This is a genomic window from Mycobacterium sp. ZZG, assembly GCF_054786995.1.
In genome coordinates this window covers 15,678-37,149 of the sequence record NZ_JBTBFV010000022.1, presented here as the reverse complement: position 1 = coordinate 37,149, position 21,472 = coordinate 15,678, and the positions used below count along the sequence as shown (strand labels likewise).

Here is a 21,472-nt window from a genome sequence, read left to right as displayed (position 1 = left end):
TGCCGGGGGCCCTGCTGGCACCACACACTACCCGGCATCAACAGCTACGACGCCGCGCCGAACGTCGTTGATGGCGCGTTTTGCGGTTGCCCGCAAAGCCGCCGACGGCGCCGCGCCGCGGACCTGGTCGGCCAGATCCAGCACCTGCCGGCACCAGCGGACGAAATCGCCCGCCGACATCGACGCGCCGGTGCCCGCGGTGTCCGACGCGGCTAGTGCCGAGGCCAGATCGCCGGTGCTCGCCCAGCGGTGTATCGCCGCGACGAAACCGTGGTCGGGTTCGCGGCTCGGCGCGAGCCGGTGCCGCTGCTCGTCGGCCCTCAACTCCGACCACAACCGACGGGTCTGGTTCAGCGCGCGGCGCAGCTTTGCAGTCGGAATGTCGGAGCCGTCGCCAGTTCCGGGGCCGTCCCGGCGGGATTCGTAGAGCACCACCGACAACGCGGCGGCCAGCTCGGGCGCGTCCAGGCCTTCCCACACCCCGGCGCGCAGACATTCCGCGACCAGCAGGTCGCTCTCGCTGTAGATCCGGGCCAGGAGTCTGCCGGCGTCGGTGACGACCGGAGCCGTGCCCTCGCCGCCGTCTTCGGCCGCGGCGATGAATCCCCGTTCGGTGAGGAGCACCACGATTCGGTCGAACGTGACGGCCAGCGAGTTCGTCGCCGAGGCGATCTTCTTGCGCAGCGCCTCGTTGTCCCGCTCGATCCGCAGATAGCGCTCGGCCAGCCGGGCCTTCTCTTCCCGGTCCGCCAAGCCGTGCGCCCGGTGCGCCCGGACCCGGTCCCGCAGCGCTATCAGCTCCGGATCCACGTCGCCGTCCTGCGGGGACCCACTCCTGCGGACGCGCACCGACGGGACGTCCAGACCGGCCGCCGCCGACCGCAGCGCCGAGGCCAGGTCGCGGCGGGCCCGCGGATTGCGGTGCTCGACGCGCTTAGGCAGCGACATCCTGCCGATCGGGCCGGCGGCGCCGTTGTAGTCGGCCGACGAGATGCGGCCCGCCCAGCGATGCTCGGAAAGCACCAGCGGGCGTGGATCCTCGTCGTCGCGTGCGGGTTCGAGCACCACGGCCAGCCCACCGCGGCGCCCCTGGGTGATCATGATGATGTCGCCGCGACGCAAGGTGGCCAGTGCGTCGTTGGTGGCCTGCCGGCGCTGCAGCCGCGACGCCCGCGACTGGGCGCGTTCCCGTTCGGTGATCTGCGCCCGCAACCGGACGTAGTCGAGGATCGCGGCGTTCGGACCGCCCATCTCGGCGGCGAGCTCACCGAGCATGCGTTCACCCCGCTCGACGCCGCGGACGAGTCCGACGACGGACCGGTCGGCCTGATACTGCGCGAAGGACCGTTCCAGCAGCTGATGGGCTTGGGCCGGTCCCATCTGATGCACCAGGTTGATCGTCATGTTGTAGGTCGGCGCGAACGAGCTGCGCAGCGGGAACGTCCGGGTCGACGCCAGTCCGGCGACCTCGGCGGGGTCGACGTCCGGATTCCACAGCACCACCGCGTGGCCCTCCACGTCGATACCGCGCCGGCCCGCGCGTCCGGTCAGCTGCGTGTACTCGCCCGGGGTCAGCGGCACGTGCTGCTCACCGTTGTACTTGACCAGCTTCTCCAGCACCACCGTGCGGGCGGGCATGTTGATGCCCAATGCCAGTGTCTCCGTGGCGAACACGGCCTTGACCAGGCCGGCGGTGAACAGTTCCTCGACGGTGTGCCGGAATGTCGGCAGCATCCCGGCGTGGTGGGCGGCGATCCCGCGTAGAAGGCCCTCACGCCACTCGTGGAAGTCGAGCACGATCAGGTCGGAGTCGTTGAGGTCGGCAGTGCGCCGGTCGACGATCTCGGCGATGCGCGCCCGCTCCTCGTTGGTGGTCAGGCGCAGCGACGACCGCAGGCACTGTTTGACCGCGGCGTCGCAGCCGGCGCGGGAGAAGATGAACGTGATCGCCGGCAACAGTTCGGCGTGCTGGAGAACGCCGATCACATCCACCCTGCTCGGCGTGCGGTACAGGCTCGGCGGGCGGCCGCCGCGGCCGCGGCCCCGCGGCTGCCAGTCGGCGAGGCGTTCGGCTTCCCGGCGATGCGCGATGTGGCGCAGCAGTTCCGGGTCGACGAGCAGATCGCGCCCGGCGGCGGAGGAGGCGCGGTAGTCGAACAGATCCATCAGCCGCTTGCCGACCATCACGTGCTGCCACAGCGGTACCGGACGGTGTTCGTCGACGACCACGGTGGTGTCACCGCGGACTTCGGTGATCCATCCGCCGAACTCCTCGGCATTGCTCACCGTGGCCGACAGGCTGACCAGCCGGACGTCCTCGGGCAGGTGCAGGATCACCTCTTCCCACACCGCACCGCGCATCCGATCGGCCAGGAAGTGCACCTCGTCCATCACCACATATGAGAGTCCTTGCAGCGCAGGCGAATCTGCGTACAGCATGTTCCGCAGCACCTCGGTGGTCATCACGACGACGTCGGCGTCACCGTTGATGGACTGGTCTCCGGTCAGCAGGCCGATCCGTTCGGGACCGTAACGGCGCACCAGATCGCTGTGCTTCTGGTTGCTCAGCGCCTTGATCGGGGTGGTGTAGAAGCACTTCCGGCCCGCGGCCAGGGCCAGGTGCACCGCGAACTCGCCGACGACGGTCTTGCCCGCGCCGGTGGGTGCGCAGACCAGCACTCCGTGGCCCTGGGCCAACGCCGCGCAGGCGCGGCGCTGGAACGGGTCCAGCTCGAAGGGCAGCAGCGCGGCGAACGCGGCCACGCTGTCCGGCGGCGGGGGTGACTCAGGTTGCGTCGTCATCGACCACGAGGCGGGACGGGGCAGGCACCGCCGTCGGCGCCTCGACCGGCTCGACCGGGCCGATGGGTGCGGCCTCGTCGTCGTCGATCGCTGCCGCGGCCGCGCGGCGCGCCTTGCGGCGATCACTGATCCGTGCGACCTGGATCGCCATCTCCATCAGCAGCGTCATCGCCACCGCGAGCGCCAGCATCGAGAAGGGATCCGAGCCCGGCGTGACGAACGCGCAGAACACGAACACGCCCATGATGAGGCCGCGGCGCCATGCCTTGAGCCGCTCATAGGTCAGGATGCCGACGAGGTTGAGCATGATGATCAGCAGCGGGAACTCGAAGCTGATCCCGAACACCAGCAGCAGGTTGATCAGGAAGCCGAAGTACTGGTCACCTGAGAGGGCGGTCACCTGCACGTCGCTGCCGACGGTCAACAGGAACGCCAAGGCCTTGGACAGCACCACGTAGGCCAGGATCGCGCCGGCGATGAACAGCGCCGCGCCCAAAGTCACGAAGGCCACCGCGAATCGGCGTTCCTTGGCGTAAAGCCCGGGGGTGATGAAGGCCCACAACTGGTAGAGCCAGACCGGGCACGCCAGCACGATCCCGGCGGTCATGCCGACCTTCAGGCGCAGCATGAACTGGTCGAACGGCGCGGTTGCCAGCAGCCGGCACTCCCCGTCGGGAGTGATCGACGCGCGCGCCGAATCCGGCAGGGCACAGTACGGTCCACGCAGCCAGTCACCGAGGCTGGGCAGTCCGAACACGCCGTGGCTGTACCAGAGGAATCCGAGGACGGTGGTCGCCAGCACGGCGAGCACTGCGATCAGCAACCGGGTGCGCAGCTCGACGAGGTGGTCGACCAGCGACATCGTGCCGTCCGGGTTCACCCGGGAACGCCGCTGCCGCGGATCGAGCTTTTTGAAGAGTACGGAAATCTGCACGGGTGGTCGCCTAGATGCTGCGCGCAGGCGCGAAGTCACACACGCGGCTTGCGCCGCGTGTCACAGGCCGGCCGGTCAGGCTGAGCGCTTGTCCGGCGACGGCTCGGATTCCGGGACGCGCTCCGACGTGATCTGCGTCGGCGTGTCCGACCGATCCGACTTGGGCGACTGCGAATCCGCCTGCATCTCCTTGATCTCGGACTTGAAGATGCGCATCGACTTGCCCAGCGAGCGCGCTGCGTCCGGGAGCTTCTTGGCACCGAAGAGCAGCACGAACACGGCGATGACGATGACCCAGTGCCAGGGTTGTAGACCACCCAATTTGATTACCTCCAGACGTCTGCGCCGAGTTTACTCGCCCGCGGGGTCGATGCCGACCCGACCGGCGCGGTAGGCCCTCAGGGCTTCGGCCGCGGACTCCCGCACCCGGTCGGCCAGTGCCGGCGGCCCGAGCACCCGCACCGCCGAGCCGAACCCGAGCACGAAGCGCGCCATCCACTGATCGGAGGCGTAGGTCATGGTCGCCTCGCAGGACCCGTCGTCAAATTCCCGCAGCACCCGCAACGGGTAGTAGTCGAACATCCAGCCCGCCGACCGGTCGATGAGCAGGGTCGCCGTCGGCAGCGACGGATCGGCGGTGTCAGGATCGAACAGCGACGTGTCAGGGCCGGCCTGCACCGCCGGCGGCGGCGGCACCGACGGCTCGTCGAGCACCCGGGCGTCGACGATGCGGTCGAAGCGGAACAGCCGCACCGCCTCGGCGGAGCGGCACCACGCCTCCAGATAACTGTGGTCGGCGACCAGCACCACCCGGATCGGATCGACGACCCGGCTCGACAGGGTGTCGTGGGAGGCGGCGTAGTACTCGATCGCCAGCGCCCGGTCGTCCCGCACGGCGGTGCGCACGGCCGCGGCAGCCTCGCTCTCCACCGGGGCCGGCTCCTCGACCGCGGCGCCCTCCACGCCGTGGCCGACCTTGCCGGCGGCGGACTCGATCTTGGCGATGGCGCTGCGCGCGGCCTCCGGGTCGACCATGCCGGGCACGTCGACCAGTGCCCGCAGCGCGACCAGCACCCCGGTGGCCTCGGGGGACGTCAACCGAAGCGGATGGTCGATGCCGGCCGAGAACGTGACCTCGATGGTGTCGCCGGAGAACTCGAAATCGATCAGATCGCCGGGGCCGTAGCCGGGCAGCCCGCACATCCACAGCTGGTTGAGGTCCTCCCGGAGCTGATCGACGCTGACGCCGAGATCGGTGGCGGCCTCGGTGTAGGTGATGCGCGGGTTGGCCTGGAAGTACGGCACCATGTTCAGCAGCCGCACCAGCCGTGCGCTGACCGCCGTCATCGTGCCTGTGTCTCTCGGAGTGCCTGCGCCTCGCCGACGCCGCCGATCGGCGACAGCTGGGCCTGCAGCCGCGCGATCACGTCGTCGCGCAGGGACTGCGGCTCCAGCGCGAGCGCGTCGGCCCCGTAGCTGGCGACCTCACGGGCCAGCCGGTCGAACATCCCGATGTCGAGGGTGATCTCATCGCCTGCCCGGCCGCCGATCGTCATGGGTCCGGTCACGGTGCCGCGCCGCCGCAGCGCGGTGGCGCGTCCCGCGGCGACCCACACCCGGGCCTGCCCTGTCGCCGGCCAGTCCCCCACGACCCGTTTGACGATCTCGCGCAGATCGGTGTCCTCGGGTCTGCTGACTGCACCCGACGGCCCGATCGGGGTCACGTCGGCTCCGATGCGGGACAGCCGAAACGTCCGCACGGCGTCGCGGTCGCGGTCGTGACCGACCAGGTACCACCGTCCCCGGTCGGTGACCACCCCCCACGGTTCGACCGTGCGGGTGACGTACGGCTCGCTGCGTGACGGCCGGTGCCGGAACTGGACGGCCCGCCCGGAGTCGATGGCCGCCAACAGGATTCCGAGCACCTCCTCCGACCCCCGTAGCCCAGGAAGCGCAGCGGTCGAGGTGATCGCGACATCGTCGTCGGCCTCGATGTCGACGCCGGCGGCCCGCAACTTCAGCAGCGCGCTCTGCGTCGCGGTGATCAGCTCGGGCGACTCCCACAACTGGGTCGCCACCGCCACCGCTGCGGCCTCGTCAGGGGTCAGCTCCACCGCGGGCAGCGCGTAGGCGTCCCGATTGATCCGATACCCCTCGGTCGGGTCGCTCGGCGACACCCGTCCGGTCTCCAGCGGGATACCGAGATCGCGCAGCTCGTTCTTGTCGCGCTCGAACATTCGGGAGAATGCTTCATCGCTGGCATCGTCGGAGTAGCCGTACACCGTCTCGCGTATCCGTTCGGCGGTGATGAAGGACCGCGTGGACAGCAACGCGATGACCAGATTCATCAGGCGTTCGACTTTCGAGATCCCCACGGGTTAGAGCTTAGAGCGCGCCGGGCGCGATCCCCGGCACGAGGCGCGTGGGGACACCGACTCACATCGACGCGATGAGCCGCTTCACCCTCTCGTCGACGGACCGGAACGGGTCCTTGCACAGCACGGTGCGCTGCGCCTGGTCGTTGAGCTTGAGGTGCACCCAGTCGACGGTGAAGTCCCGGCCGGCTTCCTGCGCGGCGCTGATGAACTCGCCGCGCAGCTTGGCCCGCGTGGTCTGCGGCGGGGTGTTGACCGCGGCCTCGATCTCCTCATCGGTGGTGATGCGCGCGGCCAGGCCCTTGCGCTGCAGCAGATCGAACACTCCCCGGCCACGTTTGATGTCGTGGTAGGCCAGGTCCAGCTGGCTGATCTTCGGGTCGGACAGCTCCATGTCGTAGCGGTCCTGGTAGCGCTGGAACAGCTTGCGCTTGATCACCCAGTCGATCTCGGTGTCGACTTTGGCGAAATCCTGGCTCTCGACGGCGTCGAGCTGGCGCCCCCACAGGTCGACGACCTGCTGGATCTCGGTGTTGGGTTCGCGGGTCTGCAGATATTCGACGGCACGGGCGTAGTACTCGCGCTGGATGTCCAGGGCGCTGGCCTGCCTGCCGCCGGCCAGCCGCACCGGCCGCCGGCCGGTCAGGTCGTGGCTGACCTCCCGGATCGCGCGAATCGGGTTGTCCAGGGAGAAATCCCGAAAGGCCACCCCGGCCTCGATCATCTCCAGCACCAGCGAGGCCGAACCGACCTTGAGCATCGTGGTGGATTCGCTCATGTTCGAGTCACCGACGATGACGTGCAGCCGGCGGTATTTCTCCGCGTCGGCGTGGGGCTCGTCGCGGGTGTTGATGATGGGACGTGACCGGGTGGTCGCCGACGACACGCCCTCCCAGATGTGCTCGGCGCGCTGGCTCAGGCAGAACGTCGCCGCCTTCGGGGTCTGCAGCACCTTGCCGGCCCCACAGATGAGCTGGCGGGTGACCAGGAACGGCAGCAGCACATCGGAGATCCGGGAGAACTCGCCGGCACGCACGATCAGGTAGTTCTCGTGGCAGCCGTAGGAGTTGCCCGCCGAGTCGGTGTTGTTCTTGAACAGGTAGATGTCGCCGCCGATACCCTCGTCGGCCAGTCGCTGTTCGGCGTCGATAAGGAGGTCTTCGAGCACCCGTTCACCGGCGCGGTCGTGCGTGACCAGCTGGGTCAGGCTGTCACATTCGGCGGTCGCGTACTCGGGGTGGCTGCCGACGTCGAGATACAGACGCGCGCCGTTGCGGAGGAAGACGTTGCTGCTGCGGCCCCACGACACCACCCGCCGGAACAGATAGCGGGCGACCTCGTCGGGACTCAACCGGCGATGGCCGTGGAACGTGCAGGTCACACCGAATTCGGTCTCGATGCCCATGATTCGTCGCTGCACCTCATCGAGACTACTTGTTGCTCGGCTCACAGGTCGGCCGGACACTCGATGAGGGCCTGTGGATAACCCGGTGGGCGGGTCCGGCCGGTCTGTCAGCATGAGCCATGGGGGAAATCGCGCACGTTGACTCCGACCGCGTCCATGAGCTGGCGGGCCGCTTCGACCGCACGGCGGCCGACATCGACGACCTGCGCCGGCCCGCGTTGGAGCCCGCCGCGATGCCGGGGTCGGCGGTGACGGAGGTCAGGACCGGCGAACTGCTGGCGCCTCACCTCGACGGCGTCGTCACCGGGCTGACCGGGTGGGCCGAGGCCGCCCGCACCACGGTCGACGCGTTCAAAGACGCCGACGCCGCCAACGGCGACCGGTTCCGGTGACCACCCCGACCGTCACGATGGCGCAGCGGTGGCGCCCCGAGGCGCTGCTGGCGCTGAGCACCGGCTGGGAGGATGCCGCACGCACCCTGACCGCGCTGGTGAGCGAATCCCTCGCGGAGGCGGAGCGCAGCGTGGAGTACTGGACGGGCGCCGCGGCCGACGCCGCCCGCGAGCGCGCGCGTCATATCGCCGCGCTGGGCGCCGCGGCGGCACGGCGTCTGGTGACGGCCGCGGTGGCCGCCGGCGACGGCGCCGACCAGATCAGCGCAGCGCGCGCCGAGGTGCTCGGCGCGGTCGAGCAGGCGCACGGTGCCGGTCTGGCCGTCGCCGACGACGGTTCGGTGACGGTCGCGTCGGACCCGGCTGCGCTGCTGGTGCTGCTCTCGGGCGGGCAGCGTGCCCTCGCCACCGATCTGCTGGAGCTGCGCGCGACCGAGCTGACCGCGCGGATCGGGGCAGCGCTGCAGCGTCTGGGCGACGCCGACACCGACGCCGCCGCCGACATCACCGCCGCGCTGGGCAGCTCCGCTGCGCCGCCGACGGAACGGCCGGCGGCGACGGTGCCGGCCGGCGCGTGGCCGGTGCGCGGCGGCGATGTCGTGGACGGCTGGCCGCGGATGAGTCAGGACCGGATCGCCACCCAGATCGCGGCGATGACGCCGGATCAGCGAGCGCAGCTGGTGGCGGAGTTCCCGCAGCAGGTGGGCAACACCGACGGGGTGCCCTGGGACATGCGGGCCGCCGCCAACCGGCTCAACATCGCGACCGCGATCCTGGCCGAGGCCGGTGCGGACGAACCCTCGCAGCGGCGCATCGGCTTCTACCGCAGCCTGCTCGGCGAGATCGACGACCCGGCCGGCGCGGGCCGGCTCCAGCGCACCATCGTGGCTTTCGATCCCGGCCGGGCCTCGTTGGTCGAACTCAACGGCGACCTCGCCGCCGCGCGCAGCGTCGCGGTGCTGGTGCCGGGGGTCAACACCACGATCGAAGGCTCGGCGGCCAACACCGCGACCGCGCAGCGGTTCGTCGCAGCAACCGGCGGGGACGTCGCGGTGATCACCTACCTGGGCGGACCGTTCCCGCAGGTGCACAACCCCGCCGACGTGCTGTTCGATGCGGCCGACCCGCACTACGCGCTGGAGATGGCGCCGCGACTGGTGGCATTCACCGAGGACCTCGACCGGCGGGTGCCCGACGGCGTGCCGGTGACGGTACTGGGCCACTCGTACGGCGGGTCCATCGTCGGGACCGCCGAGACACTCGGGCTGACGTCGGACCGCACCGTGTTCCTGGCCGCCGCGGGCGCCGGAGTCGGCGTCGACGACGCCGGCGACTGGCACAACCGCAATCCGGGCGTGCAGCGGTATTCGATGACCGCGCCCGGCGATTTCATCGAGCTGGTGCAGGGCATCCCCGGCGGACCCCACGGCGTCGACCCGGACGAGATCACCGGCGTGATCCGTTTGCGCACAGGGGTTTACGACGACGGCAGCCCGGTGGCCGGGTGGGGCGCGCACAGCGGGATGCTGAACCGGCCCTCGGACGCGTGGCGGACGATCCTGGCGGTCATCACCGGGGACCGCCCGGTGGGCGTCAGCCGCGGGCCGTCCAGCCCAGCCGGCGGCTGACACGGTCAGCGGCCGCGACGGTCTGCTTGGCCACCTCGTCGAACCGGTCCACCGCGAGTCGATAGGACGGACCCGAAACACTCAGCGCCGCAATCACTTGCGCGTGCACGTCGAACACCGGCGCGGCGACGGCGTTCAGCCCGACCTCGAGCTCCTCGCACACGCTCGCCCAGCCACGGTCACGCACCGCCGCCAACTGGTCCTGCAGTTCGACCATGCCGGTCACGGTGGCGTCGGTGAACGCCGTCAGCGGCGGCCGCACCCGGGACCGCAGTTCGGCGGGGTCCAGCCCGGCCAGCAGCACCTTGCCGCTGGATGTCGCATACGCCGGGCAGGTCTGCCCCACCCAGGTCCGCAACGTGATCTCGGCGGGGCCGATCGTCTCCACGATGTTGACGATGCGGTCCTGGTCGAGCACCGCGAGGTTGGCGGTCTCCCCCACCTCGGCGCTCAGCGCATCGCATGCCTCCTGCCCGAGCTTGACCAAATCGATCTGGCCTCCGGCGACGTGCGCCAGCCGCGGGATCGCGAAACCCAGGCGGTATTTGCCGCGTTCGGAGACCTGTTCGACGTAGCCGCGCGCCTCCAGCACCGCGATCAGCCGGGACACCGTGGACTTGTGCACACCCAGCTCGGCGGCGATCTCGGTGACCCCGGCCGCACCGAGGCCGGCGACGATCTCCAGCACTGTCAGCGCGCGGTCCACCGACTGCACGGCAGCCGGTGCTCGGTCGTCGGTGGCCATTGCGCAGTGAGCCTATACGCCGGTGAGCCCGAGGTTGCCGACCCGCCGCCGGACCGCGGCGATCTCACGCAGACCGTCGCCGAGCAGGCTGCGGTTCAGCGGGGACAGCTCCGACATCGTGATGGTGTCCCCGGGGGTGTGCCCGGCGGCGACCAGCTCGACCTGATGGGTCATCCGCAGCCGTTGCAGCATCGCGAACACGTCGCACAGGGTGCGGGCATCGCGCTCGCTGAGCGCCCCGGCCTCGGCGCCGGCCTGCAACCGCGTCGGGGTGCTCGCCGAGGTGACGCCCGCGGTCAGCCCGGCCCACCGGGCCAGGTTCACCACCGGGGTCACGGCGTGGTTCTTCAGGTCGAAGGTGCCCCCGCGGCGCGACAACACATCGCGCAGTGAGCGGGTGCGCATCTTGCCCGACAGCGCGTCGAGCAGCTGCAGCCGCAAGGCGTTCGGATGCTGTTCACGGATGCGTTGGTAGGCGGCGGGCACGGTGTGCAGGCCCGGGTCGCCCCACACCACGCGGCCGTCGATCAGCAACGACGACAGGACCAGCCCGCGGTCGCGCAGCGGGTCACTCAGCCAGCCTGCGCGGTGTGCAGCCAGTCCGACTGCGATCGCGAGAACATCGTCTTGGACGCGACCGCGCCGTTACGGTCCGACGGCAGGCCGGACGCGTCCACCATTCCGTGCACCTCGGCGGCGAGGGCACGCAGCCGCGGCGCCTGCCCGCCGAGTTCGTCGCGCCAGGACAGCGCGCTGTCCACGTCCGAGGACGGCATCGCCTCGCGCCGGGCCACGCTGCCCAGGGTCAGCCAGGCGAATCCGTCGAGGTTGCGGTACTGCGGTTGGGCCACAACCAGTTCCAGGGCGCGACGGACCAGGCTGTCGACGACGACCGACAGGATCGCGCTGGTGGCGGTGTCCTTCGTGCCGCTGCGGAACAGGTCGACGGCGGTGCCGGTCACGCGTTTGCCTGCGGCCTGCAGTTCGGCGGCGGTGCCCGCCTGGGCGATGGCGCGGCGCAGCGTGAAGTTCTGCCGGGCGGTCGCGGCCAGCAGATCGGCGTCTTCGAGCACGCCGACGACCTCGCCGCGCGGCGTCAGCACCGGCATGTGCCGCAGCCCGCATTCCAGCATCTCCATCAGCACGCTGTCGGCGGTCAGATCGATGGTGACCGTGCGGGCCGGCGCACTCATCACCCGTTCGATCGCGACGTCGACCGGCACACCCGCGGCGACGACGCGGGCGCGCAGATCGCGGTCGGTGAAGATGCCGAGCGCGCCGTCGGGCAGCCGCACCAGTGCGTAGGACACGTGGCGTTCGGTCATCTTCACGACGACGTCGCGCACCGCGTCGCCGGGTTCGACGACGAGCACCTCGCCACGCACCAGCTCGCTGACCGGCGTGCTGTCGGGGGCGGGCATCAGGGTCGACCGCTCGGCGGCGTGGTTCCAGCCCGAGGATGCCAGGAACGCCAGGCCCGAGGGTTTGGCGAACTGCGCGCGCACCAACGCTCCCGGAAGCCGCACCAGCGTGCTGGGCGCAGTGGTTCTGGCCTCGAAATCCATTCCGGCGCCTGCCAGCAACGGCATGTACCCGAATATCCCGCCCGGGGTCACGATGTCGATGAGCGCGCCGTCGCCGGTGGTCCGCAACGCGACGGCGCCGTCGCGCACCATCCACACCTCGTCGGGCACCCGGCCCGTGTAGTCAGCGACCACCACCCCGGCAGAAAATTGCGTCAGCGACGCCCCGCCCGCGAGTGCGTCGAGTTCGTCCTGCGTCGATCCCTGAAACGGTGTGTGAGCGGCCAGGAACGCGGCCAGGCCGGCCGTCTCAGGTGGCTCTGATGAGGTCGGCACACTTCTCCGCCATCGTCATCACGGTGATGTTCGGGTTCACCGACGGCAACTTCGGCATGGCCGAGGCGTCCACCACCCGCAGGCCGGTAACCCCCTTGACCCGCAGTTGCGGATCGAGCACCGCCATCGGGTCCGACACCGCACCCATCCGCGCGGTCGCTGCCGGGTGGTAGACGGTGTTGTGGCAGCGGTGGATGTAGTCGAGCAATTCGTCGTCGGTGGTCGCGTCGGGGCCGGGCGCCAGTTCTGCACCCACCCACGGCGTCAACGGCGCCTGTTCGGCGATGCGACGGGCCAGCCTGACGCCGGCGAGCATGATGCGTTCGTCGTAGCCGTCGGGGTCGGTGAAGTAGCGCGGGTCCACCCTGGGCCGGTCGCGGAAATCGCGGGAGCGCAACGGCACCGTGCCCCGGGATCGGCCCTGGGTCACGTTGGGCGTCAAGCAGAAACCGTTGTCGGTGGTCGGGTAGCCGTGGCGCAGGGTGTTCATGTCGAAGGGGACACTGCCGTAGTGCATCATCAGGTCCGGCTGGCGCGGGCCGTCGTCGACGGTGGTGAACACGCCGATCTCCCACCACTGGGTCGACGTGCGCACCATGGGCTGGGCGGCCTCCCAGAACACCAGCCCCTCAACGTGGTCGTCGAGGTTGGCCCCGACGCCGGGTGAGTCAACCCGCACCTCGACGCCGATCTCCCGTAGGTGAGCGGTGGGCCCGATGCCGGAGAGCATCAACAACTTCGGGGTGTCGATCGCACCCGCGGTGACGATCACTTCGCGCCGCGCGGACACCGTGTCATAGCCGGTGAGGTCGGGTCGCTGGTAGCGCACCCCGGCGGCGCGCGACCGCTCGTCGAACAGGATCTCCGACACCCAGCAATCGGTGCGGACCTCCAGATTCCGGCGGATGCCCAGGATCGGGTGCAGGAACGCGTGGCTGGTCGAGAGCCGGGTGCCATCCGCGGTCGCATTGATCTGGAACCAGCCCGCGCCGTTGCGCACCGTCTCGCCGCGGTTGAATTTCACCGTGGGTATGCCGACCTGCGCCGCGGCGTCGAGAACCGCTGTGCCGCAGGGATCCTCGGGCGGCACGTCGCGCAGCACCACGGTCTCGGTGAGCCGCCGGACCAGCGGCAGCACGTCCCCGGCCCCCCAACCGGTGGCGCCCATCGCCACCCATTCGTCGAGCGCCTCGGCGGGCGGATGGAACGCGATGCACGAATTGTGCGACGAGCACCCGCCGAGCACCTTGGCCCTGGCGTGGCGCATGAAGGAGTTTCCCCGCTCCTGGGGTTCGATCGGGTAGTCCCAGTCGTAGCCGGAGTCGAGCAGGTGCATCCAGTCCGACAGCACCAGGATCGCGTCGTCGCCGACATCGGATGGGCCCGCCTCGACCAGGCAGACCGTCACGTCCGGATCCTCGGAAAGCCTTGCCGCCAGCACACATCCGGCAGTACCGCCGCCGGCGATGACGTAGTCGAAGGTCGCGCCCTCAGCCATCAACGTCCGCCAGGGTCTCGGCGGCATGGGACTTCAACGTGCCGATGTGCTTGCGCCCCTTGAGGAAGTACCAGAGCAGCCCGGCGCCGACGATGATGCCGATTTAGACGAACGCGCCCCAGGTGTTGTACCAGGGTTCACCGTAGACCGCGGCGCGCGGCCAGGCGAGGTTTACCGCCATCCCGATCCCCCACACCACGGCAACGATGTTGACCGGCAGCCCCCAGCGGCCCATGGTGAAGTAGCCGCCCTCCTTGAGATCCGCCGGCGGCCAACGCCCTTGCAGCCGCTTTTTGAGCAAGGGGCCGGTGACCATCAGGTAGGCCAGGTAGATCATGATGATGGCGATCGAGGTCAGCACCGTGAAGATCTGCGGATTGGCGATGTTGACGACCAGGATGATCACCGCGATGATCCCGATGGTCTCGGCGGGGACGATCGGGGTCTGGGTCCGCGGGTTCACCGTGGCCAGTTTCTCGCCGAACGGCAGCGCGTTGTCCCGGGCCATCGCGAACGTCAGCCGGATCGCGGCGGTGTGTACCGCCAGACAGCACACCGTCACCGCGATCACGATGCACGCCAGGAAGATCTTACCCAGCGGGCCCCACATCACCTGCTCGACGATGTACTGCAGACCGCCGCTGCTCTCGCCGAGCTGCGGGTCCGCAAGGTTGGGCGCGGCCATCACCGCGAACACCAGGATGCCGCCGCCGATCACGAATGAGGCCAGGATGGCGCGGGCGATCGCCTTGGGCGCGGTGCGGCGCGGTTCCACCGTCTCCTCGCCGAGCGAGCTCGCGGTGTCGAATCCGTACATCACATAACCCGACGCCAGCGACGCGATCAGGAACGCGCCGAGAAAGCCCATGCTCTCCCCCGCGCCGTAGCCGTTGGTGGAGAAGAAGATATCCGGGCTGTTCTGTACATTGATCGCCAGCAGGAACACGATGAGTACCGCGGCGATCAACTCGATGAACACGCCGCTGGAGTTGATGCGCGCCATCAGGCGCACACCGAGCGCGTTGACCGACGTGGTGAACACGATCAGCACGGTGCCGAGCAGTACCGCATTGGCGGCGTAGTCGTAGGTGCCGCTGCCGTCGCCGATGACCTGGAAGCCGCTCCAGAGCCGGGGCAGGTTCAGCTGGTAGGCCAGCGCGACCGCCGAGATGGTCACGATCGAGGCCGTCAGCATCAGCCAGCCCGAGGTCCAGCCGACCAGCCTGCTGGCCAGCTTCTTGCTCCAGTTGTAAACCGAGCCCGCCACCGGGTATTTCGCGGCCAGTTCCATGAAGCACAGCGCGACGGCCATCTGACCGACGAACACCATCGGCCACGACCACAGATAGGCCGGTCCGGCGGTGCCGTAACCGAAGTAGAAGAGCTGGAATGTGCCGGTCAGGATCGAGATGTAGCTGACGCCTGCGGCGAAGCTGGCGAACTTCCCGATGCTGCGGTCCAGTGACTCCTTGTAGCCGAAATCCTCCATGCCACTGTCGGCATGGATCTGTTTGATCACCATTTTGCGAGCCTGCCCCTTCCCCGGACGGACTAACCTTTGAACCAGCCCGCAGCAGTGGGAGCGGTGTTGTGCCAGATGTGTTTGAGTTCCTGGTATTCCGCGAGCCCGGTGGGCCCTAGCTCGCGACCGTTGCCCGACCTGCCGAATCCGCCCCATTCCGCCGCGGCGGTGTAGTAGCCGAAGTCGTTGAGCCACACCGTGCCGTGCCGCAGTGCCCGCACCACACGTTCGCCCCGCGCCGGGTCCGAGGTCCGGACGCCGGCGGCAAGACCGTACTCCGTGTCGTTGCCGAGAGCGATCGCCTCGTCCTCGGTGGTGAACCGCTCGACCGTCAGTATCGGGCCGAACGTCTCCTCGGCCACGATCCGCATCGACCGCTCACAGCCGTCGAAGATGGTGGGCAGGAAGAAATACCCGTCGGCCAGCGCGGGTTCGTCCGGCCGACGCCCACCGCACACCAGTCGGGCACCTTCGGAAATTCCCAGTTGCACATAGGATTCCACCTTCGTACGGTGCTGTTCGGACACCAATGGTCCGGTCTCGCTGGCCGGGTCCAGCCCGTCCCCCATCCGGACCTTCCCGGCCCGCGCGGCGACTGCGGCGACGAAGTCGTCGGCGATGGACTCTTCGACGATCAACCGTGTGCCCGCCGAGCAGTCCTGACCCGAATGCAGGAACACCCCGGTCAGGACGTGGTCGACCGCTGCGTCCCATCCCGAATCCCCGATGTCGGCGAACACGATGTGCGGGTTCTTGCCGCCGAGCTCAAGAGCGACTTTGGTCACGTGCTCGGCGGCGGCCCTGGCGATGGCGCGTCCGGTGGCCAGTCCCCCAGTGAACGAAATGAAGTCGACGGCCGGGTTGTCGGTGAGCGCCGCGCCGAGCCTGGCGCCGCTGCCCTGCACCAGGTTCACCACCCCGGGCGGCACCCCGGCCTCGACGAGCAGCCGGACGAACGCGATCGTGGTCAGCGGCGTGACCTCGCTCGGTTTGGCGACCATTGTGGCGCCCGCCGCCAGGGCCGGGGCCACCTTCCACGACATCTGCAGCAGCGGATAGTTCCACGGGGCGATGAGCACGCACACCCCGATCGGTTCACGCACCACGCGACTGACCACTGCAGGGTCGCCGACGTCGACGACGCGGTCGGATTCGACGCCGATCAGCTTGGCGTAGTACCGGAAAACCGAGGTCACGTCGTCGATGTCGATGCGGCTCTCGGCCAGCGTCTTGCCGGTGTCGACGGTCTCCAGCGCGGCCAGTTTCTCCTTGTCACGCTGCAGCAGGTCGGCCACACGGTCGAGCAGTGCGGCACGTTCGGTCACCGGGGTGCCCGGCCAGCGGCCGTCGTCGAACGCCGTCCTGGCGGCCTCGACCGCGGCGCAGGCGTCCTCGGGGGTGGCTTCGTCGACGACCGCGGCGACCTTGCCGCGGGCGGGGTTGATGATCTCGCGCGTGCCGCCGATGTACAGGTCGGGTTCGCCGTCCATGACCTACCGGAGCCCTCTCGTCGTGTCTACAACGCAGCCGCCAGCCGGGACACTACCCACGAATGGAACTCCGCGAGGTGGTGTTCGGCGGGAACGAGTACCCCGCCGTCGCGGTAGGCACGCGAGGACATCGCCGGTTGGGTCCGCTCGCAGGCCTCGAAGTCCTGGAGGTTGACCCGGTGGAACAGTTCCACGGAGTTCGACACGTCGCGCGCCGAGCCCACGACGTCACCGGTGTAGAGCCAGTCGCACTCCACCACCGTGCGGTCGGGTGCGACCGGGTACATGCGGTGGAAGATGACGTGGTCTGGCACCAGGTTGAGGAACACCGTGGGTTTGACGGTGATCGCGAAATAGCGCCGGTCCTGCTCGTCGCTGATGCCGGGCAGCCGGTCGAAGCCCGCCCCACCGTCGACGGTGAACCCGGCCACCCCGGAGCCGAACTGCGCGCCGAGGCCGATGTTCGCCTGTGCCGCGACGCCGCGGGCGAACTCCGGCAGCACCCCGACCAGTTCGGGATGGATGGTGCTGCAGTGATAGCACTCCATGAAGTTCTCGACGATGAGCTTCCAGTTGGCGGCCACGTCATAGACGACGCGGTGCCCCACGTCCAGTCCGCCGATGCCGTAGCGGTTGACCGCGTCGGGATCTCCGAGAGTCCTGGCGGCCTCGGCCATCACGTCCTCGAACGGTGGCGGGGTGTCGGCCAGGCACACCCAGGCGTAGCCGAGCCACTCGGTCAGCGCCACCGGCACCAGGCCGTAGCGGTACCGGTCGATCGGTGCGCCCTCGTCGTCGGTCAGGGTGCCGATGTTGGGCGCGGCGACGAGCTTGCCGTCCAGCGCGTAGGTCCACGAGTGGTACGGGCAGCGCAGGGTGCGTTTCACCTCGCCCTCGGCCTCGACGCACAACTGTGCGCCGCGGTGACGGCACACGTTCAGGAACGCCCGCAACAGCCCGTCGCGGCCGCGCACCAGCAACACGCTCTCGCGCCCGACCTGGATCTTCTTGAACCGGCCGGGGTCCGCGAGGTCGGCCGACCGGGCGGCGCAGAACCACATGGCCTCGAAGATGTGCTCCTGCTCGGCGGCGAACACCTCGGCACTGGTGTAGTAGCGGCCGCCGAGGGTGGACAGCAGTGCGGGCGCCAGTTTTGCGGTCATGCGGTCACCAATCTGCGGGGGTCGAACAGCGAGATCGGGTGCGCCGTCGCACCGGAGAGGGCGAGGTCGGCCAGGATCTCCCCCACCACGGGCACGAACTTGAAGCCGTGCCCGGAGAAGCCGCACGCCACCGTCACGTTCACGGTGTCGGGATGGCGGGCGATCACAAAGTGCTGGTCGGGGGTGTTGGAGTACATGCAAGTGGCCGAATGCAGGCACGGGCCGTCCAGCTTGGGGATCAGTTCTGCTGCGCGGGTGCGCATCTCGCGAATCTCGCGTTCACCCACGGTGCGGTCGATGGTCTCCGGTGTGCACTCCACACCCTTGCGGAAGAACGCGACCTTGACCCCGCCGCGCGGTCCGTCGATGGCCGGAAAGCCGTAGCTCTGCATGCCGGCGCTGTCCTCGTCGATGAAGATCGGATGATCTTCGAACGCGGCGGTGCCGCCGATGGGGTCAAGCCAGTAGAGCACTTGGCGTTCCACGGTGATCGGAATGCCGAACTGGGCGAGCAGTTGCGGGGCCCACGCGCCGGGACAGATCACCAGTTGACCCGCGGTGTACACACCGGCGGCGGTGCGCACCGTGACCCCGTCCGGGGTCGCGCTCCAGTCGGCCACCTCCTCGCCGAAACGCAGGGTGGCGCCCGCGTTGCCGGCCAGATCGAGGTGAGCCTGCACGGTCAGCTCAGGGCGGGCGAAACCGGCCTTCGCCTCGTAGAGCGCGATGTCGCCCGCGTCGGGGGTGAAGTTCGGAAACCGCGAACGGATCTCGTGTTCGTCCAGAAGCTCGTGAGGCAGGCCCCACTGTCGGCTCGCCCGTAAGCTGCCTGCGACTGTCAGGCTGTCCGGGGGACCGATGAACAGCCCACCGGTGAGGCGGAACACATCGCGACCGCTGTCGCGGGCCAGCTGCTCCCACAGTTCATAGGCGCGCAGCAGCAGTGGGACATAGGCCGGATCCTCGAAATAGGACTGCCGGATGATGCGCGACCCGCCGTGGCTGGAGCCCCGGTCGTGGGCGGGCCCGAACTTCTCCAGTCCGAGGACCCGCTGTCCACGCGCCGCCAGATGGTAGGCCGCGGCACTGCCCATCCCACCCAGACCGATCACGATGACGTCGAAAGCCATTGCTTTACCTTCTGATCCGAGCCATCGTCGGGTCCACGACGGGTTCGGCGCAGACGGCGGCAGCATGCCTGGTGCCGTGGTAGTCGACGGTGACGGCGGTGCCGACACCGGCGTGGGCGGGCAGCCACGCGTAGGCCAGGGTGCGACCGACGGTCGCGGAGTAGCCTGCGCTGGTCACATAGCCCGCGGGGATGTCGTCGACGAATACCGGTTCCTTGCCTAGCACGGCTGCGTCGGGATCATCGAACACGATGGTGCGCAACACCTTCTGTGGTACGGACGCCTGCTCAAGGGCAACCCTGCCGACGAAGCCGCCGGGCTTGTCCATCCGCACCGCGAAGTCCAGCCCCGCCGCGGCGGGCAGGTGTTCGGCGGTCATGTCGGTGCCCCAGCTGCGGTAGCCCTTCTCGATGCGCAGGCTGTTGAACGCGATCCGCCCGGCCGCGATGATGCCGTGCGGCGCGCCGGCCGTGGCGAGCAGATCCCACAGCGCGGCACCGTATTCGGCGCTGGTGTAGATCTCCCAGCCCAGCTCGCCGACATAGGAGACGCGCAGCATGGTGACCGGGATCGCGTCGAGGTGGGTGTGTAAGGCGCGAAAGTACTTGAACGCTTCGTGGGACACGTCGTCGGGGCACAGCGGGGCGATGACGTTTCGGGCAGCGGGCCCCCACACGCCGACACAGCATGTGCCGCCGGTGATGTCACGCAACACGACGTCGGACGGTCGGTGACGTGAGAGCCAGTCGAAGTCCATCGGGGAGTTCGCGCCGACCTGGAAGGTGTCCCGGGCCAGCCGGGTGACCGTGAGATCGCTCCGGACGCCGCCGTTGTCGTCGAGCATCAGGGTGTAGGTGACCGATCCGACGCTCTTGTCGACGTTGTTGGTGGTCATCCGCTGCAGGAATTCGGCGGCTCCGGGGCCGGACACCTCATAGCGGGTCAGCGGGGTCATGTCGTACATCGCGACGTGTTCACGGGTCCAGTGCGCCTCGGCGATCGAGATCGGTGACCAGAACTTCGCGGCCCACTCGTCGCGGCGCGGCACCGGCAGGCCGTCGTCGAACAGACGCTGTGCCAGTGCGGCATTGGCCTCGAACCAGGCCGGCCGCTCCCAGCCGCCACCCTCGTAGAAGTACGCGCCGAGCCCGCTGTGCCGGGCGTGGAACGGGCTGGTGCGCAGGCCGCGCAGCGCGGTGCGGTACTGGTGCGGGTGGATGACGTCGTAGACCTCGACGAACGCCTGCGAACTGGTCTGCATGACGAACTTCGGGCTGCGGGCGACCTCTTCGAACCGGTACAGGTCGCATTCGTGGGTGTCGATCGACGGAACGCCGTCGATGATCCATTCGGCCGTCGCCTTGGCCACCCCGGCCGAATGGGTCACCCACACCGCTTCGGCCACCCAGAATCCGGGGAGTTCGCGGTGTTCGCCCATCAGGGAGAATCCGTCGGGGGTGAACGAGAAGATCCCGTTGAAGGCCTCTTCGACCTTCGAATCCTGCAGTGCCGGAATCAAATCGGCGGCAGCGCGCCAGGCGGGCGCGAAGTCCTCCTCAGTGAACGGCATCATCGATAGCATCGGCTCGCCCGCGGTGTCGGCGAGCAGGGTGGACATGTCCACCGGCATCGGCTTGTGGCGGTAGGACCCGATCCCGAGCCGGTCGACGTGTTCGCGGAAGTAGAGGTCCTGATCCTGGTGCCGCAGAATCGGAAGGCCGGCCTCGGCGAGTTCGCTGTTGCGGCCGACGAGTTGGGCGATCTGGCCGGTGCGGGCGTACTGGTGGGCCATCGGCACCAGCGGCAGTACCAGCCCGACCTGACGGGCCAGCTGGGCGCCCCAGAAGCCGGCGGCACACACCACGATGTCGGCGGCGAGCACGCCGTCGGCGGTGCGCACTCCGGTCACCCGGCGCCCGTCGTCGACGATGCCGAGCACCTCGGTGTGGGGGCGAAAGGTGGCGCCGCGGGATTCGGCGCGACGGGCCTGGGCCTCGGCCGCTCGCAGGGCCTTGGCCAGCCCGTCTGCGGGGGTGTGGAAGCCGCCGAGGATGCGATCGCGGTCGATGAGCGGGTGCAGTCGCACGCAGTCGGACGGGGTCAGCAGGTGGCCTTCGATGCCCCAAGACCGGGCCCAGCCGGCCTTGCGGTGCAGGTCGGACCAGCGTTGTGCGGTGGTGGCCACCTCCAGCCCGCCGACCGGGTTGAAGGCCCAGCCCTCGGGGTGCTGTAGCGTGCGGAACTTCTCGACGGTGTACCGCGCGAATTCGGTCATGGTCTTGGACGGGTTGGTCTGGAACACCAGGCCGGGCGCGTGCGAGGTGGAACCGCCGGTGGCGAACAACGGTCCGCGGTCGACGACGGTGACAGCGGTCCATCCCCGCCCGGTCAGTTCATCGGCCAATGACGTGCCCACGATGCCGGCCCCGATCACGACGACTTTGGGCATACGCAGACCGCTTCCACTCGAAATTAGTTGCGTATTATGCAACCCGATGCGTTATACGCAACAGATCATCCATCCTGATC

Annotated in this window: 14 protein-coding genes and 2 pseudogenes; 2 read left to right on the top strand and 14 right to left on the bottom strand. The window is 69.1% G+C overall.

From position 1 onward, the window contains the following. Positions 1–27: 27 nt before the first annotated feature. The 6 genes from ACXMYJ_RS14420 to pafA all read right to left on the bottom strand — a co-directional run bounded on the left by ACXMYJ_RS14420 (position 28) and on the right by pafA (position 7,531). Entirely contained in the window at positions 28–2,802 is a 2,775-nt protein-coding gene (locus ACXMYJ_RS14420) for a DEAD/DEAH box helicase (protein WP_460357069.1), read from the bottom strand. After that, positions 2,786–3,736, bottom strand: a complete 951-nt coding sequence (gene tatC, locus ACXMYJ_RS14415) for a twin-arginine translocase subunit TatC (RefSeq protein ID WP_260753349.1) — start codon at positions 3,734–3,736, stop codon at positions 2,786–2,788. Before tatC ends, ACXMYJ_RS14420 begins: the two co-directional genes overlap by 17 nt. A gap of 75 nt (positions 3,737–3,811) precedes the next feature. Beyond that, complete coding sequence (gene tatA, locus ACXMYJ_RS14410; RefSeq protein WP_260753351.1) at positions 3,812–4,057, bottom strand: Sec-independent protein translocase subunit TatA; 246 nt, start codon at positions 4,055–4,057, stop codon at positions 3,812–3,814. A 30-nt stretch (positions 4,058–4,087) separates the two neighbouring features. Further along, entirely contained in the window at positions 4,088–5,083 is a 996-nt protein-coding gene (locus ACXMYJ_RS14405) for a helix-turn-helix transcriptional regulator (RefSeq protein WP_260753353.1), read from the bottom strand. Beyond that, entirely contained in the window at positions 5,080–6,111 is a 1,032-nt protein-coding gene (locus ACXMYJ_RS14400) for a helix-turn-helix transcriptional regulator (RefSeq protein ID WP_460357065.1), read from the bottom strand. Before ACXMYJ_RS14400 ends, ACXMYJ_RS14405 begins: the two co-directional genes overlap by 4 nt. A gap of 61 nt (positions 6,112–6,172) precedes the next feature. After that, positions 6,173–7,531, bottom strand: coding sequence for a Pup--protein ligase (gene pafA, locus ACXMYJ_RS14395; RefSeq protein ID WP_260753356.1), 1,359 nt, complete (start codon positions 7,529–7,531; stop codon positions 6,173–6,175). A 104-nt stretch (positions 7,532–7,635) separates the two neighbouring features. On the opposite strand from pafA, the gene ACXMYJ_RS14390 reads away from it, so the two are divergent. Further along, complete coding sequence (locus ACXMYJ_RS14390) at positions 7,636–7,908, top strand: DUF7162 family protein (RefSeq protein WP_260753357.1); 273 nt, start codon at positions 7,636–7,638, stop codon at positions 7,906–7,908. Beyond that, entirely contained in the window at positions 7,905–9,536 is a 1,632-nt protein-coding gene (locus tag ACXMYJ_RS14385; RefSeq protein ID WP_460357064.1) for an alpha/beta hydrolase, read from the top strand. Before ACXMYJ_RS14390 ends, ACXMYJ_RS14385 begins: the two co-directional genes overlap by 4 nt. On the opposite strand, the gene ACXMYJ_RS14380 is transcribed toward ACXMYJ_RS14385, so the two are convergent. From ACXMYJ_RS14380 to ACXMYJ_RS14345, 8 genes and pseudogenes are all read right to left on the bottom strand, one after another. Then, the gene (locus tag ACXMYJ_RS14380; RefSeq protein ID WP_460357061.1) at positions 9,502–10,281 is read right to left on the bottom strand and encodes an IclR family transcriptional regulator; all 780 of its coding nucleotides are present in this window, start codon (positions 10,279–10,281) and stop codon (positions 9,502–9,504) included. The two genes, ACXMYJ_RS14385 and ACXMYJ_RS14380, sit on opposite strands and share 35 nt — an antisense overlap. Before the next feature lie 12 nt (positions 10,282–10,293). Further along, a pseudogene (locus ACXMYJ_RS14375) lies at positions 10,294–12,140 on the bottom strand (putative nucleotidyltransferase substrate binding domain-containing protein). Continuing rightward, positions 12,115–13,638 carry a GMC family oxidoreductase gene (locus ACXMYJ_RS14370; RefSeq protein WP_460357133.1) on the bottom strand — a complete coding sequence of 508 codons (1,524 nt, stop codon included), beginning with the start codon at positions 13,636–13,638 and terminating at the stop codon, positions 12,115–12,117. Before ACXMYJ_RS14370 ends, ACXMYJ_RS14375 begins: the two are co-directional and overlap by 26 nt. Then, positions 13,631–15,160, bottom strand: a pseudogene (locus ACXMYJ_RS14365) (APC family permease). The gene ACXMYJ_RS14370 and the pseudogene ACXMYJ_RS14365 overlap by 8 nt, the downstream one beginning before the upstream one ends. 29 nt (positions 15,161–15,189) lie before the next feature. Continuing rightward, positions 15,190–16,650, bottom strand: coding sequence for an aldehyde dehydrogenase family protein (locus ACXMYJ_RS14360; protein ID WP_460357059.1), 1,461 nt, complete (start codon positions 16,648–16,650; stop codon positions 15,190–15,192). Between the two features lie 26 nt (positions 16,651–16,676). Continuing rightward, the gene (locus ACXMYJ_RS14355) at positions 16,677–17,813 is read right to left on the bottom strand and encodes an aromatic ring-hydroxylating oxygenase subunit alpha (protein ID WP_260753374.1); all 1,137 of its coding nucleotides are present in this window, start codon (positions 17,811–17,813) and stop codon (positions 16,677–16,679) included. Next, on the bottom strand, positions 17,810–18,943 hold the full coding sequence (solA, locus tag ACXMYJ_RS14350; RefSeq protein WP_460357055.1) for an N-methyl-L-tryptophan oxidase: 1,134 nt from the start codon (positions 18,941–18,943) through the stop codon (positions 17,810–17,812). Before solA ends, ACXMYJ_RS14355 begins: the two co-directional genes overlap by 4 nt. Positions 18,944–18,947: 4 nt before the next feature. Next, positions 18,948–21,392: a GcvT family protein gene (locus ACXMYJ_RS14345; RefSeq protein WP_460357052.1), complete on the bottom strand. Its 2,445-nt coding sequence runs from the start codon at positions 21,390–21,392 to the stop codon at positions 18,948–18,950. Positions 21,393–21,472: the final 80 nt, after the last annotated feature.

Bases quoted from the DNA above. Each gene is read 5' to 3' on its own strand.
- ACXMYJ_RS14390 (WP_260753357.1), top strand. From the start codon at position 7,636: ATGGGGGAAATCGCGCACGTTGACTCCGACCGCGTCCATGAGCTGGCG.
- ACXMYJ_RS14405 (WP_260753353.1), bottom strand. From the start codon at position 5,083: ATGACGGCGGTCAGCGCACGGCTGGTGCGGCTGCTGAACATGGTGCCG.
- ACXMYJ_RS14360 (WP_460357059.1), bottom strand. From the start codon at position 16,650: ATGGACGGCGAACCCGACCTGTACATCGGCGGCACGCGCGAGATCATC.
- ACXMYJ_RS14420 (WP_460357069.1), bottom strand. From the start codon at position 2,802: ATGACGACGCAACCTGAGTCACCCCCGCCGCCGGACAGCGTGGCCGCG.
- ACXMYJ_RS14355 (WP_260753374.1), bottom strand. From the start codon at position 17,813: ATGACCGCAAAACTGGCGCCCGCACTGCTGTCCACCCTCGGCGGCCGC.
- solA (WP_460357055.1), bottom strand. From the start codon at position 18,943: ATGGCTTTCGACGTCATCGTGATCGGTCTGGGTGGGATGGGCAGTGCC.
- ACXMYJ_RS14370 (WP_460357133.1), bottom strand. From the start codon at position 13,638: ATGGCTGAGGGCGCGACCTTCGACTACGTCATCGCCGGCGGCGGTACT.
- ACXMYJ_RS14380 (WP_460357061.1), bottom strand. From the start codon at position 10,281: ATGGCCACCGACGACCGAGCACCGGCTGCCGTGCAGTCGGTGGACCGC.
- ACXMYJ_RS14345 (WP_460357052.1), bottom strand. From the start codon at position 21,392: ATGCCCAAAGTCGTCGTGATCGGGGCCGGCATCGTGGGCACGTCATTG.